The organism is Undibacterium sp. Ji42W (assembly GCF_049340405.1).
In the GTDB taxonomy this organism is placed as follows: domain Bacteria; phylum Pseudomonadota; class Gammaproteobacteria; order Burkholderiales; family Burkholderiaceae_D; genus Undibacterium.
This window is the reverse complement of the sequence record NZ_JBMPOV010000014.1, coordinates 32,447-50,561: the sequence shown is the minus strand read 5'-3', so window position 1 is coordinate 50,561 and position 18,115 is coordinate 32,447. Positions and strand designations below refer to the sequence as shown.

15 protein-coding genes and 1 riboswitch are annotated in these 18,115 nt (G+C 52.2%); all 15 genes read right to left on the bottom strand.

Going from position 1 to position 18,115, the window contains the following annotated elements; genetic code table 11:
• Positions 1 to 12: 12 nt before the first annotated feature.
• The gene (locus ACO0LG_RS25300; RefSeq protein WP_162061272.1) at positions 13 to 483 is read right to left on the bottom strand and encodes a hypothetical protein; all 471 of its coding nucleotides are present in this window, start codon (positions 481 to 483) and stop codon (positions 13 to 15) included.
• A gap of 2 nt (positions 484 to 485) precedes the next feature.
• On the bottom strand, positions 486 to 4,481 hold the full coding sequence (locus ACO0LG_RS25295) for a hybrid sensor histidine kinase/response regulator (RefSeq protein WP_423030659.1): 3,996 nt from the start codon (positions 4,479 to 4,481) through the stop codon (positions 486 to 488).
• Between the two features lie 70 nt (positions 4,482 to 4,551).
• Positions 4,552 to 6,357: a methyl-accepting chemotaxis protein gene (locus ACO0LG_RS25290; RefSeq protein ID WP_423030657.1), complete on the bottom strand. Its 1,806-nt coding sequence runs from the start codon at positions 6,355 to 6,357 to the stop codon at positions 4,552 to 4,554.
• Between the two features lie 99 nt (positions 6,358 to 6,456).
• Positions 6,457 to 7,002, bottom strand: a complete 546-nt coding sequence (locus tag ACO0LG_RS25285; protein ID WP_423030655.1) for a chemotaxis protein CheW — start codon at positions 7,000 to 7,002, stop codon at positions 6,457 to 6,459.
• Between the two features lie 56 nt (positions 7,003 to 7,058).
• Complete coding sequence (locus tag ACO0LG_RS25280; protein ID WP_110257528.1) at positions 7,059 to 7,424, bottom strand: response regulator; 366 nt, start codon at positions 7,422 to 7,424, stop codon at positions 7,059 to 7,061.
• A 75-nt stretch (positions 7,425 to 7,499) separates the two neighbouring features.
• Positions 7,500 to 8,408, bottom strand: a complete 909-nt coding sequence (locus ACO0LG_RS25275; RefSeq protein ID WP_423030653.1) for a response regulator — start codon at positions 8,406 to 8,408, stop codon at positions 7,500 to 7,502.
• Positions 8,409 to 8,445: 37 nt separating this feature from the next.
• Positions 8,446 to 8,530, bottom strand: a riboswitch (cyclic di-GMP riboswitch).
• A 165-nt stretch (positions 8,531 to 8,695) separates the two neighbouring features.
• Positions 8,696 to 9,424, bottom strand: a complete 729-nt coding sequence (locus tag ACO0LG_RS25270; protein ID WP_423030651.1) for a pyridoxine 5'-phosphate synthase — start codon at positions 9,422 to 9,424, stop codon at positions 8,696 to 8,698.
• A gap of 242 nt (positions 9,425 to 9,666) precedes the next feature.
• Positions 9,667 to 11,661, bottom strand: coding sequence for an acetyl/propionyl/methylcrotonyl-CoA carboxylase subunit alpha (locus ACO0LG_RS25265; RefSeq protein ID WP_423030649.1), 1,995 nt, complete (start codon positions 11,659 to 11,661; stop codon positions 9,667 to 9,669).
• Between the two features lie 142 nt (positions 11,662 to 11,803).
• Positions 11,804 to 12,832 (bottom strand): biotin synthase BioB, encoded by a 1,029-nt coding sequence (gene bioB / locus ACO0LG_RS25260; protein ID WP_423030647.1) that lies wholly within the window; start codon positions 12,830 to 12,832, stop codon positions 11,804 to 11,806.
• 12 nt (positions 12,833 to 12,844) lie between these two features.
• Positions 12,845 to 13,540 carry a dethiobiotin synthase gene (bioD, locus tag ACO0LG_RS25255; protein ID WP_423030645.1) on the bottom strand — a complete coding sequence of 232 codons (696 nt, stop codon included), beginning with the start codon at positions 13,538 to 13,540 and terminating at the stop codon, positions 12,845 to 12,847.
• Positions 13,540 to 14,820 (bottom strand): 8-amino-7-oxononanoate synthase, encoded by a 1,281-nt coding sequence (bioF, locus tag ACO0LG_RS25250; protein ID WP_423030643.1) that lies wholly within the window; start codon positions 14,818 to 14,820, stop codon positions 13,540 to 13,542. The genes bioD and bioF overlap by 1 nt, the downstream gene beginning before the upstream one ends.
• A complete protein-coding gene (gene bioA, locus ACO0LG_RS25245; RefSeq protein ID WP_423030641.1) occupies positions 14,817 to 16,154 on the bottom strand; it encodes an adenosylmethionine--8-amino-7-oxononanoate transaminase in 1,338 nt (445 codons plus the stop codon). Before bioA ends, bioF begins: the two co-directional genes overlap by 4 nt.
• Before the next feature lie 41 nt (positions 16,155 to 16,195).
• Positions 16,196 to 16,732: a DUF1569 domain-containing protein gene (locus ACO0LG_RS25240; protein ID WP_423030639.1), complete on the bottom strand. Its 537-nt coding sequence runs from the start codon at positions 16,730 to 16,732 to the stop codon at positions 16,196 to 16,198.
• Between the two features lie 63 nt (positions 16,733 to 16,795).
• Positions 16,796 to 17,581, bottom strand: a complete 786-nt coding sequence (locus ACO0LG_RS25235) for an enoyl-CoA hydratase/isomerase family protein (protein ID WP_423030637.1) — start codon at positions 17,579 to 17,581, stop codon at positions 16,796 to 16,798.
• 56 nt (positions 17,582 to 17,637) lie between these two features.
• The gene (locus ACO0LG_RS25230; protein WP_423030635.1) at positions 17,638 to 18,114 is read right to left on the bottom strand and encodes a hypothetical protein; all 477 of its coding nucleotides are present in this window, start codon (positions 18,112 to 18,114) and stop codon (positions 17,638 to 17,640) included.
• Position 18,115: the final 1 nt, after the last annotated feature.

Below are 18,115 nucleotides of genomic sequence, written 5' to 3'. Positions count from 1 at the left end.
ATTTGCGCTCCATTAATGAGTAGCAGTGATTTGTGCGAAGGCACCATATTGCATTAAATGCCGCGCATCGCTGAGACAGGCCAGGCCGTTTTCAAATGGCATGACAGCCTGCACTGGCGTGTAGCCGGCTCGCATGGCAACAGGCAAGGCGTAGTCGCTGCCGGATTGCTGATTGAGTACCCTGACATCATCACACAGCAAGCCCAGGAAACCCTTGCCGGTAGCCAGCATGACGCAGGCACGGCGTGCTGCAGGTATCTTGTCCAGGGTCTGCAATTCACCATTCAGGCTCAATACTGGCCAGCTTTGTCCCAGGTAAGCGATGCGCCCTATGGCAGGCGCAACTGCATCCTGGCTGACCAGATCAACAACTGACTCCACCGCACAGACATCACCCTGCGGCAGCATGAGCTGCATATTATCAATACGTAGCAACAGACGGTTGCGTATTTCTGTACTCATCCCCGGCATCATCGCTCCCATGATCAGGCTCCCGTCAGGCGGTTAATATGCTGCAGCAAGGCATCTTCGCTGAAGGGTTTGACGAGGTAGGCATCCACCCCGGCGGCATCGCCCTGCTGTCTGTGTTTTTGCGTAGAGCGTGAAGTGATCATGATGATGGGAATGCGTTTGTCGAGCTTGCGGGCACGTACATGGCTGGTCAGCTCCAGGCCATTCATGCGCGGCATTTCCATATCGACCAACATCACGTCGGGTATCACTTCATCGAGTATGGCAACCGCATCCAGGCCATCTATGGCAGTACGCACTTCATAACCGGCATCGCGCATGATCTGGGCAGTGGCACGGCGGGCTGACAATGAATCATCGACCACCAGCGCAGTGCGCACATGTGTTGCTTGGGAATCTGCCTGCGATGGCAAGCCAGCATGGGCATCATCGATATTGATGTACTGCTGGGTCGATGCACGCAACAACTCCGGCAAATCGATCACTGGTGCAACGCTACCGTCACCGAGGATGACCGCACCTATCGTGCCCTGGATTCTTGGTACATAGCGGCCAAATTTCTTGACCACGACTTCACGGCCATCAACCAGTTCCTGCACTTGTATTGCACAGGTTGAGCCGGTATCGGTGCTGACCAGCAAGACCGGGTAGCCATAGCTGCGTGCTTCCTTGCGATGGTCTTGCATGCCCAGCAAGCTATCGAGCTTCAGCAATTTATGCACGGCATCGCCAACGCGATAGACAGGTTGGTCAGCCAGCGTATCAATTTGTGCATCAGTGATGTAATGGATGTCAATGATGCGGCGGCTGGAGATGGCCATCATGTGACCAGCAACTCGCGCCATCAAAGTATGCTCGGACAAGAGACTGGCCGGCAAACGTAATTCCACTATCAGGCCCTGACCAGCGACAGAACGCAGGTTCAACGAGCCTTTCATTTCAAGTATGCGTGCATGCACCATGTCCATGCCTATGCCACGGCCAGAAGTCTGGGTGCTGCTGTCGCGGGTAGAAAAACCTGGCACCAGGATCAGCCTGGCCAGTTCTTCTTCTGACAAGATGCGCTCGGTGCTGATTATCTTGCGTTTCAATGCAGTGCGGCGTATCGCCGCATAATCCAGACCCGCACCATCGTCCCTGCAACGCACGACGATGGAATTACCTTCGCGGGCAAAGCTCAGTTCTATCAGGCCATCTGCCGGTTTATTCGCAGCCAGCCTGCTGGCAAGTGTCTCTATGCCATGATCAACTGCATTGCGCAGGATATGCATCAACGGGTCTGTCAGGTCATTGAGCATATTGCTGTCGATATTGGTATTCGCACCCAGGATGTTCAAGTTGACCTGTTTATCCAGCAAGCGACAAGTCTGACGCACACTGCGTTGCAGGCGCGAGACGATGGTCGTGACCGGCACCAGCCGCGTGCGTATCACGGCATGCTGGTTTTCCATTTGCAGGCGGCGCTGCACTTCCAGCAATTCCGCCAGGCCATGCAGTTGTTCATCGATATGGCTGGACATCTCGAAAGCATCGGTGCGTGCCTCTACCAGTTGTGCGGTGATGGTATGCAGCTCGCTATAGCGTTCAAATTCCAGTGGATCAAAATCACCATCGGTAGTGCTGATACTGGCCTTTTTCTGCGGGCTGCTCATGCCGCGCACATCGACCAGGGTTTCGAGATCAGCAATCAATTTCTGGAACAGGACATCGTGTTTTTGTATGGCTTTCGATTGTTTTTGCGTTTGTTTCAATTGTTCCTGGATTTGCGCATTCGAGATAACATTTTCACCTGCGAGGCGCAATAGTTCATCCACCACTTTCGCGGGTACCCGCAACATCGGTTCAGCCGCATGAGAACCAGGTTCGACCAGGTCAAGTACAGCGCCAGAAGATTGCGGGACCGGGGTATTTGCAACAGGCATAGCGACTGCGACAGCTTCGCTGTGGACGACAAATTCACCACTATGCATATAGCTGACATAGTCGCAAATCTGTTGCAGCAGCTGTTGCGACTGTGCCGGTGCGGCGCCGCCATCGACCACGGCCTCACCCATGGCTTCGAGACAATCACCGGCCTCGGTCAGCAATTCTGCCAGTGCATTGTCAGGCAGGCTTTGTTTATCAGTGAGGGCAATCAGCAAATCTTCCAGGTGATGGGTCAGATTGGCAATGCCCGCTATACCCACGGTATTGGCAGCGCCCTTCAGCGTATGCGCGGCACGTTTGGCTTGCTCTATGTCCTGCATGTTGCCAGCACCATTTGAAAATTTTTCTATGGCGCTGGTGAAATTACCTACCTGCACAGGCAGTTCCTGCAAGAGACCATCGAATAATTCTGTATTCAGATCATCTGGCAGTTGTATGGAGACATCGCTCTCAGTGATGGCAATCGCAGCAGCTTCAGCATCATGAGGGTCTGCTATCAGCTTGATATTGATGAGTTCGGCGAACAGCGATTCATTGCCATCCATGACTGCGGCCTGCGACCAGCAAGGATCCATCAACAGTGACAATAATTCCAGTGCGGCGATTTCTTCTTTGGGTGCCAGCAGGTAGTTATTCAAACTGGCTGGTAATGTTGCCAGCAGGCTGGACTGCTGCGCATCCAGCGCCTGGGTTTGTGCGGCCACCAGGCCAGCGAGCAAGGACAAAAATTGATGCAACGCAGTCAGACCTATGGATTCTGAAGTAGAGGCAATACGCAGCAAGGCTTCGACATAGTTTTGCAATGCCAGGCCACGTTGTTCTTCATCATCACCAGCAGCGATCACTGCTGCCAGGTCTTCTGCCAGCATGTCACTCATCAATCTGAATTCCCTGGCAAACAGGGTCAACATATCGCTGCTGATTTCTTGTGCGGCAGCACTCGCCTGCACGTCACTCACATCTATACCCGCATACGCAATTTCTTCTACAGCCTCTTCTGCGCCATCCTCTATGTGCTCAGCTATGCCTGCATCAGCACCCTCATCAGCGCTGTTGTCTGCACTGCTGGCAGCCTGTTGCAACTCAGTGTAGGTGGCACCACTTACTGCTTCTTGCCTGTTCCATGCCGGGTCATACACGACATCAAGCAGACTGGCTGCGATTTCCGGGTTTTCAGCAGCAGCAATACTATCCATGAGCATCAGCGGGAAGCGTTGCAGCAAGCCCAGTTCAGTTTCATTGACGGTGTCTGCATCTGCGGATCTCATGATAACAACATCAGCAAAAGCCTGGCAGGCATCAGCCACGACATGCAGGTTTAACTGACTCGCACAACTGGAAAAGCCCAGCAATTGCGCCGCATAAGCTTGTAGAGTAGCCGCATCATTGTCACCACCCTGGGCAAAATGTTCATCCGCTGCCAGGCTCATGATGAGGGCGTCCAGCGCTTCATGTAATGCTGAAGCTGATGTATCTACTGTATCTACGGCTACCGGAGATGTTTCTGGCTCAGTGATTTCTGCAGTGTCAGCTTGTGCAGCTTGTGCATTGTTTGCATCTGCTTGATTCAATAAAGCGATCTCTGCCGTAGCTGGCGCTGGCACCAGGAACAAAGGGGGAGGCTCTTCCACTTCAGCTACTGGCGTCAGCGGATCACTATTCAGCAATTGCCTGAGCTCACAGGAATCACCAAGGCTCAAAGGCATGGGCCAGCTGGCTGTCGAAAGATGGTCTATCAGGGTTTCTATATTCTTGTCGCCATGATTCAGGGCATGGCTGGCCAACAAATCTGGCCATTCGCTGAGCAGATGATATTCTTCATCCGTCAGGCGACGGTTCTGGTTATACAGACTGATGAGGTTACGTTCTATCAGCGCGCATACCCAGTGCAGGCCAGGCATATCAGCAGCACTGGCTGCCGCGCGTATGCGGCGCAATTGCTCGATATAACAAGCCAGCGCACGGGTGACTACCGCAACATCCGTTGAGTGAGTGGCATCTGTTTCCAGCGCGTTGAATACCTCATCAAGGGCACCGAGGACGACATGGCTGAAATCTGTAGCCTGGTTTTCTAGCTGTTCCATACTGCCTCAGACGGGTAAGTTGGAAAGAGAGAAACCTGCGCAAAGCCTTGCGCAGGTTTGAGTGGTGGTATCAGGCTGCCAGTTTGAAGACGCGTACGGTGGACAACAACATTCTTGCGTATTCCACCAGGTTGGTGGTTTGCGCAGATTGTTCATCGAGTTGCAAGCTGGTTTCCTGATTGGTTTTCTTGATCTGTATCGCTCTGTCCAGCAACTCCTGGCTGGCCTTGGCCTGACCATGGGATTTGATGGCAATCTGCTGTACCGATTCCACCAGTTCAGTCGTCGCATTTTGCGTTGCCTGCATTTGCAGGCCGGCCTGTTCTGCCAAACGGCTACCTTCTACCACCTGGGCAATTGCCGAGTTCATGGTGTTGACCGTGTCTGAAGTTTCCAGCTGTATGTTATTGACCAGGCCAGAAATTTGCAGCGTCGCTTGCCGCGCATTTTCTGCCAGCCTTTGCACCTCATCCGCAACCACCGCAAAACCACGACCAGCTTCACCGGCGGATGCCGCATGCATACTCGCATTCAGTGCCAGGATGTGGGTACGTTCTGCAATCGCATTAATCAGACCGACGACGCCGGAAATTTCTTGTGAACGTTCACCCAGGCGTTTAATCCGTTTTTCTGTTTCACGTATGATGTCGCGGGTACTGTTAATACCGCCCACCGTGCTGTTCACCGTATCCATCGCCAGCTGGGTTGAACGTATCGCATTGTCAGCAGCGCGGTTACAGGTTTGTGCCAGGTCGGCAATATTGCGCATTTCTTCAGAAGCGGTGGACAGTGACAAGGTCGTATGTTCCACTTCCAGCCTTTCTTCTGCTGCCGCGGCCATCACGTTATCGGACTGTGCTTTCACTTTCAGCGTGGCCTCGGTCACGTCGGCAGAAATATTACTTACATCACGCAACACTTTGGCCGTTTCACTGGTCAGCATGTTCAAGGCATCAGATACTGCGCCTGTCACGTCGGCAGATACCGGCACTTTGACAGTCAGATCCCTGCTCGCCAGTTGCGCCACTGCCTGCAACAAGACCAAGACAGATTCATTGAGTTTTTCATTTTCATCTTCGATGGATTTGCGGCTGGCTTCACGTTCATCCACCATCTTGTCAAACTGGCGTGAGAGTTTGCCGATTTCATCCGGCTGGGTGCTGCGCGCCCTGACGCTGGCATCACCCTGTGTCAGTTTCTGCATAACGCCGATCAGATGCGATACCGGTTTGGTAATACTGCGCGTCATCCAGTAAGCAACACCGGCTGCCAGCAAGATGGACAAAGCCGCCACCAGCGCCAGGACGTTTTTCGCACTCAGGTAAGTGCTGTCGGCGGAGGCACCATCCTTGTTCACCAATTTGGTTTGGTAGTCAATCAGACTATCCATGGAAGAGAACCATTTTTCCTGATCGGCTTGTAAATTACCCAGCAACCACGCGGTCGCTTCAGTTTTTTTACCTTCCGTCGCCAGGCGCAGAAATTCCCTTTGTGAAGCACCGTATTTATTGCGTGCTTCGGTAGCTGTCTGGAAAATACCTTTTTCTTCTTCACTGGCAATCAGCTTTTCAAAACCGGCAATGTTTTCATCCTGGTTCTGTCTACGCGATAGAATCAGTTGCTGTTCTTTTTCAATTGCTGACTGTTCGTTCAGGAGCAGCATATTACGCATGGAGCGCGCATTGGCATTGACGTTACCGAGCATCTTGTAAGCCAGCACCACTTTAGGGTAGCTACCATCCACAATACGGTGGGTACCATCATTGATGCTCTTCAGGTTGGTCATCGCCAGCCAGGCCGTTACCGCCAACAGCAGTAACACTGCTGTAAATCCCAGACTGAGCCGGATACCAATATTCGGAGTACGTAATTTCATTTTGCTCTCCACAAGAAAAACATCGAAGACTGCTTGGTCAAATCAACAGCAAGGGATCAACCAGATGTCACTTAAAGTTTTATGCTTTGGCTTTATGCTTTAAGCGCTACGGCTGAGTCTTTCAAAAAAACTTTCATGATTGAAGTCCAGCCAGACTTTGTCATCCTTGACAAAGGCGGCTGGCACATGGGCTTCCAGCGTGGCAGGCAATTGCGGCATTTGGGTGATGATGCGCAATTCCGTCAGCGGTTGCGGATAACTGTCTATCAGCATGCCGACGGCATTTTCTGCCTTGTCCAAAATCAAAAATAATTTAGATGCAGTGACTTCAGACCTGCGGCCACTGAGTACCAGACCCAAATCAAAAATGGGCACCAGATTGCCACGCAGGTTGATCAGACCAAGCAAGAATGCTGCCGCACCAGGCAAGGGAGCAAGCGCCTGTGGCCGTATCACTTCACTCCCCACCTCGGCCCTGATCAGCAAGTTCAACGAACCCACACGATAGCCATAACGCTTTCTTTCGACCAAGGGTGCCACATCGCTCCACAACAAATCACCAGGCGGCGTGAAGCGCTCAAGGGCAACACTGGGTGGTAGCCATTCTTTAGACTGTCCGGTATTGCTGGAAATGACTAGACTCATGAGCGCCCCCGTTGATGGGTGATGGAAAGAATATGAAATCAGACGAAAATTTAAAATCAGGCAGCGATTTTGAGTTGATCAATGATCTGATCCGCTGTATAGGGTTTGGCGACATAGCCTTTGGCACCTTGCAACTGACCCCAGATCTTGTCGGCTTTTTGCGATTTGCTGCTGACAAAAATGATGGGGATGTCTTTGGTTGCCGGGTCTTGTGTCAGGCTGCGGCAGGCTTCATAGCCATCCATTTCGGGCATGACGATATCGAGGAAAATAATTGAAGGTTTTTCAGCCTTTGCTTTTTCCAGCGTGTCCTTGCCACTGGAGGCGGTGATCACCACATAACCAGCATCAGTCAATATGCTTTTGATGTTGGCCAGTTCAGTAGTGGAATCGTCAACAACGAGTGCTTTTTTCATACCCATGATGTACTCCCGAGATGTGTAAGTGAAACGCTCTGGTCCCCAGAGCAAAGGTAAAAATACTGGGCTGATCTGGTTTCAGGTACCCATCGCCAGGCCATGATTCTTTTCCATGTCAGGCGCTGTCTCAGTTGCGCTCAGGCTCTTTTCGACAACGGCCCGGAACTTCAGGTGTTCTACAGGCTTGGTCAGATAACTGCTGCAACCAGACAGAGAGCCACGGATACGGTCAAACGGAGAGGACTTGCTGGTCAGCATGACCACGGGTGTGCGCTTGGTTTGTGGATGGCGGCGTATGATCTTGCAGATTTCATAGCCATCAGCACCAGGCATGACGATGTCGAGGAAGATGATGTCGTAGTTTTTCTTTTCCAGCATCTGCAAGGCTTGCTCACCGGTCTCAGCGCAGTCAGAGGCGATCTTCATCGAGCGCAATTCCAGGTCTATCTTGATTCTTGCAGTAGGGCTGTCATCTACGATGAGAGCGCGGTGACCACCCTGCAAGACCGAGCTTGAGGGATTTTTTTGCAGCAGGGGCTGCACAATAGCTGCTTTGTCCATTTCTGCCTTATGAGCAACTGCTGCACTGAGTGGAAATGCTGTTTGTAAAACTTTTTCCAGTTCATCTGCTACCTGATCGAGCAAGGCCAGCATCTTGGTTGGTACCAGAGGATGCAGTAAATGATATTTGCCTGGCTGTGCCTTGCCTGCATTGGAAATGAATACCGTGGCAGGTTCGGGAATATTGTGTGTTGCTATAAGCTCCTGTAAAGCTGCTCTGGCCTGGCTATTATCCGGATCGAGTATGACGATGTCAGGGTCAGCAGCCTGACTGGCATCGCACAAGGCATAGGAATGCCTGCGTCCGCTCGCCATGGTCAAGCTGAGCACACTGCGCACCAGACGCAATTCATACTCAGACAAACCGAATACACTAATCAGAATTTTTTTAGAGGCGCCGGGAAGCGCCGTAGAAATGCTGTTCATGAGCACATGCCTCTTAACGAAAAACCGCTATGCGGAATACGGTACCTGGCTACCCTGCCATGTTTAGCGAGGGCCCTATAGTTTTGCGTCCCACGCTTTCGGGTGGTTTGCCTTTAAACAACGCTAATGCTCGCCCTATGGATTATGCTTACTTCGTAGGGCGGTACATCAACCACAGCGCCTCATGCGAAGCACCGTTACCCCAATGTAGTTCAAGAATTTGAAGGCTACAAGGAAAAAGTTAACATTTTTTTGCTTTTTCTTTTTTTATGTAAAAAATACAAAATTTAGCCTTGCTGGCAAATTTTTGCATATTTTGTGAGCACTTCAGCAACGCCCTGTTCCAGACATTCAACGATGACGGCATGGCCTATGGAGACTTCGAGTATGCCAGGGATAGTGAGGAATTTCATCAGGTTGTCCAGGTTCAGATCATGCCCGGCATTGACACCCAGGCCGGCATCCTGAGCGCGCTTGGCAGCGGCCACGAAACCCTGGAAAATCTCGTCACCCTTTGCTGTGCCAAAATGCTCGGCATAAGGTTCTGTATATAACTCGACGCGGTCTGCACCGAGTTCCCTGGCCAGATGCATATCCTGATTGTCGTAATCAATAAACAGGCTGCTGCGTATGCCCAGCGCCCTGAGTTCAGCCAGCACTGGGCGTAAAAAATCAGCGTCCTTGCGCAAATCCCAACCGTGGTCAGAAGTCAGCTGATCTGGCGCATCAGGCACCAGCGTGCATTGCGCAGGCTTGTTGCGCTTCACAACTTCGAGAAAGTCTGGCGCGGGATAACCCTCGACATTCAATTCCACGCCACGCGCCTGACACAACACGCCCAGGGTTTCCACATCGCTATAACGCGCATGCCTTTGATCCTGACGCGGATGCAGGGTAATGCCCCGCGCACCGAGATCCAGGCAGCGCGCAGCAAAAGCCTGCACATCAGGATAATTACGGCCGCGTGAATTACGCAGCAAGGCGATTTTGTTGATGTTGATGGAGAGTGCGGTCATGGCGATTCCAAAGTCTGGGCAAGTAATAAAAAATAATCGTTGCAGATTTTTCTTGTTCAAGTATTCATCATGGACTTGCTTGTGAATTTGTACAAGTAACACAGCGGGGTGATTTGCTGGCGTATCTGTTTTTTTTGCTCCGTCCCATTCAAGGGAGGGAATCCAATCGTATTTTTGCTGAACATTTAGTAAAAAAGCCAGCACAATTGTGCTGGCTTTCAAGTACAAACTCCAGGCATGGCTTACTGGTGGAAAGCCAGCAACTGCGCCCCTTCAGTCACCTGATCACCAATTGCATATAAGACCTCATCAATGACACCATCATGCGGTGCTGAAATCGTGTGTTCCATCTTCATCGCTTCCATGATCAGCAGGGCATCGCCTTTCTTCACTTCCTGCGCCTTGTTGACGAGCACGGCAACGATCTTACCTGGCATAGGGGCAGTCAGGCGGCCAGTTTCTGCCTCGGCTTCACCCGCATGTGCCAGCGCATCGATGTAATGCAGGTCAGTATGTCTGCCCTGGCTGAAGACATGGAAATGTTCACCATCGCGCACTACCGTGGCGGCCACGGTCTGGTCTGCGATCTTGATGACGATATCATTTTCATGCGCCAGCGCCAGTCTGACTTGCGCTGTTGCTGCACCTGCCTGCACTTGCCAGCCGTCAGCCAGATAAGTCACCTGCACATCGTGCGTCTGTTCTTCTTCAGTGAATTGCAGGCTACGTTGCATGAGACTGTTCATGCGCCAGCCGTGGCTGGATTGCCATGGGTCATTGCCTGCAGATTTTTCTGAATTCAGCAGGGACACAACCGCCAGCGCCAGCGTTGTCAGGTCCGCGTCTACCGGTGCCGGGAACAGTTCTGCCTGATTGCGCTCTATAAGACCAGTATCGAGGTCAGCGCCAGAAAAAGCTGTGCTGGTGACCAGGCGTGACAGGAAAGCAATATTGCTGTTCAGGCCGACGATCTGGTACTGCGCCAATGCTTGCGCCATACGGGCCAGCGCTTCTTTCCTGTCCTTGCCCCAGACGATCATCTTGGCGATCATGGGGTCATAGAAAGGTGAAATTGTATCGCCTTCACGCACACCACTATCGATACGGAAAGCCGCAGGATCAGTCGCGCCACCGAGTTCAAAATTCACTGCGACGGGTGTGCGGGCATGCCGCAAAGTACCTATCGATGGCAGGAAACCTTTCTCAGGATTTTCTGCATACACGCGTGCTTCTATGGCGTGACCATGTATCTGCAATTCATGCTGTTGCAACGGCAGTTTTTCACCGGCAGCAACGCGCAATTGCCACTCTACCAGGTCAGTACCGGTGATCATTTCTGTCACCGGATGCTCGACTTGCAGGCGTGTATTCATTTCCATGAAATAGAAAGAACCATCCTGGTTGGCGATGAATTCCACCGTACCAGCACCGACATAGCCAACCGCTTTTGCAGCAGCCACGGCAGCATCACCCATCGCGGCGCGGCGCTCTGCTGTCATGCCGGGTGCAGGTGCTTCTTCCAATACTTTTTGATGGCGGCGCTGGACTGAACAATCGCGCTCAAACAGATAGACGCAATTACCGTGGGTATCAGCAAACACTTGTATTTCTATGTGACGTGGTCTTTGCAGGTATTTTTCTGCCAGCACTTTATCGTCACCAAAAGAGTTGATGGCTTCGCGTTTGCAGGAGGCCAGCGCATCCTTGAAGTCAGCAGATTTCTCGATGACGCGCATGCCCTTGCCACCACCACCGGCACTGGCTTTCAGCAAGACGGGGTAGCCGATACGGTCAGCCTCTGTATGCAAAAAGTCAGCATCCTGGTTATCGCCATGGTAGCCCGGCACCAGTGGCACATTGGCTTTTTCCATCAGGGATTTCGCCGCAGACTTGCTGCCCATGGCTTCAATCGCCGAAGCTGGTGGGCCGATAAAGGCGATGCCATTTTTGGCGCAAGCTTCAGCAAAGTCACTGTTTTCTGACAAGAAGCCATAACCAGGATGTATCGCCTGCGCACTAGTCGCCAATGCGACTTGTATGATCTTGTCGGCACACAGATAACTTTCCTTGGCGGCAGCAGAGCCTATCAGAACTGCCTCATCACAAACCGCGACATGCTTGGCATTGGCATCGGCTTCGGAATACACAGCGACAGTCTTGATGCCCATGCGGCGTGCGGTGGCAGCAACACGGCAAGCAATTTCGCCACGGTTGGCGATAAGGATTTTGGTAAACATGTCTCTAACCTTTTGGGTGGATGTATCAGTTGCGATAATTTTTCTTTAATCAATCACCAAAAAAATGCTAAATAAAAACATGCATTTCTCTGTGTCTCCATCTTTTCTCTGTGGCCTCTGTGCTGAAGACTTATGGTTTTAATCAACCACAACTACCAGCTTTAGCCTCAACCTTGCCTCGGGTTTTCAAGCCCAGTTTATCCAGCAAGACGCGATCATCCTGCGCCTCAGGATTAGCCGTAGTCAACAATTTATCGCCATAGAAAATCGAATTCGCGCCAGCCAGGAAACACATGGCCTGCACTGCTTCACCCATCTGACGACGGCCAGCAGACAGGCGCACACGCGCCTTGGGCATGGTGATGCGGGCGACAGCGATAGTGCGTACAAATTCCAGCGGATCAAGCGGGTCCAGGCCATGCAAAGGGGTGCCCTCCACTTGCACCAGATGATTGACTGGTACGGATTCTGGATAAGGATTCAAATTCGCCAACTGCGCGATCAAACCAGCGCGCTGGCGGCGTGATTCACCCATGCCGACGATGCCACCACAACAGACTTTGAGACCGGCACTGCGTACATGGCCAAGCGTATCGAGCCTGTCCTGATAATCGCGGGTAGAAATAACGTTGCTGTAGAACTCAGGTGCAGTATCGAGATTGTGGTTGTAGTAATCGAGGCCCGCATCTTTCAGACGCTGCGCCTGTTCTTCCTTGAGCATGCCCAAAGTTGCACAGGTTTCCAGACCCATGGCCTTGACTTCGCGTACCATGGTTTCTACTTTTTCCATGTCGCGGTCTTTCGGTGAACGCCAGGCGGCACCCATGCAAAAACGGGTTGCGCCGTTTTCACGGGCGGCTTTGGCGGCGTCCAGCACTTCGCGTACATCCAGCAATTTCTTGGCTTCTACCCCAGTGTCATAACGTGCCGCTTGCGGGCAATAGCCACAGTCTTCTTCGCAACCACCGGTCTTGATGGAGAGCAGGGTCGCCAGTTCTATATCACCATCCGGGAAGTTGGCGCGGTGTGCAGTTTGCGCCCTGAACATCAAGTCATTGAAGGGCAAATCAAACAGGGCCAGTACTTCATCCACGGGCCAGGTCTCGGCTTCGATTTTCTTGACCGGTGGCTGGAATTGCATGGCTTGCAAAGTCGTATCAGTAGCTTGCATCTTTGTTTCCTTTTACTTCAATTGACTCAAATCCAGATACGAGGCAGCAGCTTTTGCCTTCTCGTGATCGGGAGCATTCAAACGGGGAATATGTCCCAGCATGGGTGCGGCTATGCGCTCACGCAGGGCGGCAATATTTTCTTGCGGGTATAGCATGCTGGCATCAACGGTATTGCCAACCCAGCCTGCCAGCCTCAAACCGCGGGCGGCGATGGCTTCAACAGTCAACAGCGCATGATTGATGCAACCCAGACGCATGCCAACCACCAGTATCACGGGTAAATCCAGGGCTTGCGCCATGTCAGCCGTTGTCACCTGTGCATTCAGGGGCACGCAAAAACCACCTACGCCTTCCACCACCACGGCATCTGCCTGTTCACGCAACTGCTGGTAACTGTCGACGATATGAGGCAGTTCAATTTTCACATGCTCCAGTTCAGCGACGATATGCGGTGCCGCTGGAGTCTGCATCAGATAAGGGCATACCAGAGCCAGCTCTGCCTTGACGCTGGCAGCGGCGACCAGCATGTCTACATCTTCATTATGCAAGACGCCATCGCGCTTTTCTGCACCGGCGGCGATCGGTTTCATGCCCACTGCCTGCAAACCTTGTACCTGCATTGCATGCAGCATGGCAGCGCTGACCAGGGTCTTGCCGATCTCGGTATCGGTGCCAGTCACAAAAAAGTCATGCGGCCGTTTTTGCATCAGGCCACCTCGGCAAAACACTGAGCCACATAGCTCATCTGGTCGAGGCGGTTAATCGCCTGCACCAGTTGCAGCACCTGGATTTCTGTATGCGCCGCAGACAGGGTCACGCGCAAGCGCGCTGTACCGACAGGCACGGTAGGAGGGCGTATCGCACCTACCCACAAACCCTGGTCCATGAGATTACCAGCTACCCTCAGCATGGCGGCATTGTCACCGATGAGTACGGGTTGTATCGCAGTATTCGATGGCATGCCCTGCCAGACTTGCAAATGCAGGCCATCGCTAAACAGGCCTATCAGTTTCTGTAAATGTGCACGCCTTTGCTGACCTTCTTCGCCTGCAATAATATCAATGCTGGTGAGCAGTGCATGCGCCAGTGCCGGTGCGGCAGCGGTCGTGTAAATATAAGCGCGGGCACGTTGTACCAGCCATTCAATCACCGTTGCATCGGCGGCGACAAAGGCACCACCGACACCGGCGGCCTTGCCCAGCGTACCCATATAGACCAGATTCGGTGACTTGATATTGAGGTGCGATAACACACCGCGGCCATGTTCACCAAGGACACCAAAACCATGGGCATCATCGACGATGAGCCAGGCGTCATATCGCTCACAAATTGCCAGCAAGGCACCCAGTTCAGCGATATTGCCATCCATGCTGAAGACGCTGTCGGTGACGACTACCCTGTGCTTGGTCTTGCATTGTTGCAGCATGCGTTCCAGCGCTGTGTAATCGCGGTGTGGGAATACCTGCACGGTGGCACGCGAGAGGCGCGCACCATCGATGAGGGATGCATGGTTTAGTGCTTCAGAAAATACGGTCGTGTCTTTATTGATGGCAAGCGCCGTGATGACAGCCAGATTGGCCATATAGCCTGTGCAAAAATACAGGGCGCGGGCATTATCGATATGTGGTGAGACAAACTCGGCCAGACGGTCTTCCAGCACCGTGTGGGCACGGCTATGGCCACTGATGAGATGCGAGGCTCCACTACCTACGCCGTACAGCGCGGCACCTTCCTGCATGGCTTCTGCCAGTTTGGGATGTGCTGCCAGACCGAGGTAATCATTGCTGCAAAAAGCCAGCAAGTCTCGGCCATCGACTTTCATATTTGGTGCTGACGGCGTTTCTACCGTGCGCCGCTGGCGCAATAAATGCTTTTGATCCAGCACAGCCAGCTCTTGCTGCAAACCCTGTATCAGGGATTTGCGTTGCGTGGCTATTCTTATTCCAGGATTATTTATGCCGGGATTACTTTTATTAGCATCTGTCATGCCATTACCTCTTCAAATACCAGTCTGGTTTTATGTGCCAGCAAGCGCATTTCATCCTGCTCAAGGATGTAGGGCGGCATCATATAGACTGTGCGGCCTATGGGCCGCATTAATAATTCCTGCTTCAGAGCCGCAGCAAAAAAGCGGCGTGAAAATGTCGCTGCGCGTTCTGCATTATCGACCACGGCATCAAAAGCCAGGATCATGCCTTGCTGGCGGAAGTGGCGCACGCGTGCATCCTGTTTCAAGTCTGCAAATGCTGTGTTCAAAAACTCTGCCTTGACGCGGTTCTTTTGCAAGACCTTGTCGTCTTCAAATATCGCCAGTGTCGCTAGCGCTGCGCGGCATGCCAGCGGGTTACCTGTGTAAGAGTGCGAATGCAGGAAGCCGCGTCTTACATCGGCATCATAAAAAGCCTGGTACACGGCATCCGTCGTCATTACCAGCGACAAGGGTAGATAGCCACCGCTGATACCTTTTGACAGGCATAGAAAGTCTGGCCAGATAGCGGCTGATTCGCAGGCAAAGAAAGTACCCGTGCGACCACAGCCTACAGCAATTTCATCGGCGATCAGATGGACCTGATACTGGTCGCACAATTCGCGCAAGCGCTTCAGATACACGGGATCATGCATGGCCATGCCGGTGGCACATTGCACCAGTGGTTCTATGATGACAGCAGCAATCTTGCCTGCGCGTTCCTGCAATTTTGCTTCCAGTGCAGCGGCTGCACGCAGGGCCACATCGGCAGCGGTTTCGCCAGCTTCGGCCAGACGCGCATCGGGTGAAGCGACAACGTGGGCACGCTGCAACATGGGGCCATAGGCTTCGCGGAACAGGCTGACATCGGTTACCGCCAGCGCACCCACGGTTTCACCATGGTAGCTGCCCTGTATGCAAATAAACTCTTGTTTTTCATTCTGGCCACCATTGCGCCAGGCATGAAAGCTCATCTTCAGGGCGATTTCGACTGCCGATGCACCGTCAGACGCATAGAAGCAATGACCGAGTGCATGATTAGTAAGAGCCGATAATTTTTCTGATAATTCGACCACAGGCGCATGGGTAAAACCGGCCAGCATCGCATGTTCCAGCTTGTCGAGCTGGTCTTTCAATTCTGCATTGATGCGTGGATTGGCGTGGCCAAACAGATTGACCCACCAGGAGCTGATGGCATCAAGATAGCGCTTGCCTTCCATATCAAACAGCCATGCACCGCGGCCATGGCTGACGGGGATCAGCGGCACGGTTTCATGATGCTGCATCTGGGTACACGGATGCCATACATGTTGCAGGCTGCGTGCTACCCAGTCATTTTCTTGATTCAAATTCATTCCAGACAAATTTTACGATTGAAGCTCAGTTCTTACCAGACTCAAGCCACGGACTGCGTGGACTTGATGAGCTTCAAATGATTTTCTATATGCATGACATGGGCCTGGGCAAATTCTGCCTTGCTCAAACTGCCATAAGCAAAATGCGGCTTGATGTCACCCGCATGGTTTTCATATTTTTGTAATGCCGCAATCAGCATATCGATACCGGCATTCACCTCGCCGCTCTCAGCAATTGCTGGTGCACCTGGTATGGGTTCAGTCAGATTATGCGTCATCGCACCAGCCACTGAAAAAGCATAAAAGGCCGCGCTACCTGCCGTGTGCCGGAAGGCTGCCGATTTCATTTCCGGATAACCCGTCATCGAATATTCTATGCTCTGCGCCAGATGCGCAAAGACTTTAAAGGGCTGCCAGCCGGATAGGCTAGTCAATTTATCCAATTTCAGATTAGCAAGTTTTGCCTGCATCTCTGCTATTGAAGTAATGGTGACTGTGGACTTGCGATAAGTCACAGCGCCCGCTGCGGCCAACAAAGATACGCCCAGGCTTGTCAATACCAGTCTGCGTTTTGTCATCTTTGCCAATCCCTTTCCATTCTGTTCTTGCTAACTATCCAACATTTACTCTTGAAGCCGGATTCAACTTAACCAGGTTGGTTTACGTTTTTCCAGAAAGGAACGTACACCTTCACGCCCCTCATCTGACGCACGGATCTGCGCTATGCCTTCTACAGTTGCCGCTATCAACGCTGGCGTCAATTCACGACTCGCGACATCCTGCACCAGACGCTTGGCCTGTTTCACAGCATTCGGGCTGTTGCTGCTCAAGGCCTTGACGATCTCGGCCACCTTGCCATCCAGCGCATCTGCCGTCACCACTTCATGCACAAAGCCCGTGCGCTGTGCTTCTGCTGCGCTGAAACGCTCGGCAGTAATGAAATAACGGCGTGCCGCGCTTTCACCCATAGCCTTGATGACATACGGCGAAATCGTTGCCGGTATCAGGCCCAGTTTGACTTCACTGAGGCAGAAATTGGCTGTATCCACACTGACCGCGATATCACAGGCCGCCACCAGGCCCATGCCACCGGCATAGCAATCACCTTGCACCCTGGCAACTACTGGCTTGCTACAGCGATAGATGGCATGCAGCATGTCTGCCAACTGGCCAGCATCCGCAAGGTTTTCTTCATGCGTGTAATCGGCCATCTTTTTCATCCAGTTCAGGTCTGCTCCGGCACAAAAAGCAGGACCATTCGCGGCCAGCACAATAGCACGAATGCTGTCATCCGTATCCAAATCGCGGAAAACCTGGGTGATCTCGGCTATGGTGTTTTCATTAAAGGCGTTGCGTACATCGGGGCGATTCAATGTAACCGTCGCCAGTCGATTTGTGATTTCTACAATTAAAGTTTCCATTTTCATACAACCTTTACTAATGCTACCCAATCCACGGCATGCCGCCTTTTTACAGGCAGAAACTAGCGTTTGAAATTCGGACAGGCATTTTCGCCTTTGTCCCTGTTGATGATACCAACTGGTACCAGCGTTTTCATATCAGTCGCATCCCATAATCTGACACTGCAATGGCCTGTCGTAGTCACACTGTCAAGTGCATAAACGTGATTAGCTTTGCCATAAAAACTGAATTTCATCGAACAAGAAGCCGATCCCTGCATTTCTATATAACGCAGTGTTGTCAGTTTCTCAGCAGCGAATTTGAACTTGGAAATACTGATCCTGTTGGCATCACTAATAATGCCTTGCTCACCAGAACAGGTCTCGGCATTTTCGTAGTTGTTCACATAGAACAGGGTGCCGCGCGCGGGCCTGATCCTGACGACCATCTCAGCAGTCTGCCCACTTTGCGGTTCTACATAGGGGGCATTCAAACAGCCACTCAACATCAAGCTGGTTACTAAGGCACACAAGCTAGAAATAAAGTTTTTTTTCATCATC

Bases quoted from the DNA above. Each gene is read 5' to 3' on its own strand.
- ACO0LG_RS25300 (WP_162061272.1), bottom strand. From the start codon at position 483: ATGGGAGCGATGATGCCGGGGATGAGTACAGAAATACGCAACCGTCTG.
- ACO0LG_RS25295 (WP_423030659.1), bottom strand. From the start codon at position 4,481: ATGGAACAGCTAGAAAACCAGGCTACAGATTTCAGCCATGTCGTCCTC.
- ACO0LG_RS25290 (WP_423030657.1), bottom strand. From the start codon at position 6,357: ATGAAATTACGTACTCCGAATATTGGTATCCGGCTCAGTCTGGGATTT.
- ACO0LG_RS25285 (WP_423030655.1), bottom strand. From the start codon at position 7,002: ATGAGTCTAGTCATTTCCAGCAATACCGGACAGTCTAAAGAATGGCTA.
- ACO0LG_RS25280 (WP_110257528.1), bottom strand. From the start codon at position 7,424: ATGGGTATGAAAAAAGCACTCGTTGTTGACGATTCCACTACTGAACTG.
- ACO0LG_RS25275 (WP_423030653.1), bottom strand. From the start codon at position 8,408: ATGAACAGCATTTCTACGGCGCTTCCCGGCGCCTCTAAAAAAATTCTG.
- ACO0LG_RS25270 (WP_423030651.1), bottom strand. From the start codon at position 9,424: ATGACCGCACTCTCCATCAACATCAACAAAATCGCCTTGCTGCGTAAT.
- ACO0LG_RS25265 (WP_423030649.1), bottom strand. From the start codon at position 11,661: ATGTTTACCAAAATCCTTATCGCCAACCGTGGCGAAATTGCTTGCCGT.
- bioB (WP_423030647.1), bottom strand. From the start codon at position 12,832: ATGCAAGCTACTGATACGACTTTGCAAGCCATGCAATTCCAGCCACCG.
- bioD (WP_423030645.1), bottom strand. From the start codon at position 13,540: ATGCAAAAACGGCCGCATGACTTTTTTGTGACTGGCACCGATACCGAG.
- bioF (WP_423030643.1), bottom strand. From the start codon at position 14,820: ATGACAGATGCTAATAAAAGTAATCCCGGCATAAATAATCCTGGAATA.
- bioA (WP_423030641.1), bottom strand. From the start codon at position 16,154: ATGAATTTGAATCAAGAAAATGACTGGGTAGCACGCAGCCTGCAACAT.
- ACO0LG_RS25240 (WP_423030639.1), bottom strand. From the start codon at position 16,732: ATGACAAAACGCAGACTGGTATTGACAAGCCTGGGCGTATCTTTGTTG.
- ACO0LG_RS25235 (WP_423030637.1), bottom strand. From the start codon at position 17,581: ATGAAAATGGAAACTTTAATTGTAGAAATCACAAATCGACTGGCGACG.
- ACO0LG_RS25230 (WP_423030635.1), bottom strand. From the start codon at position 18,114: ATGATGAAAAAAAACTTTATTTCTAGCTTGTGTGCCTTAGTAACCAGC.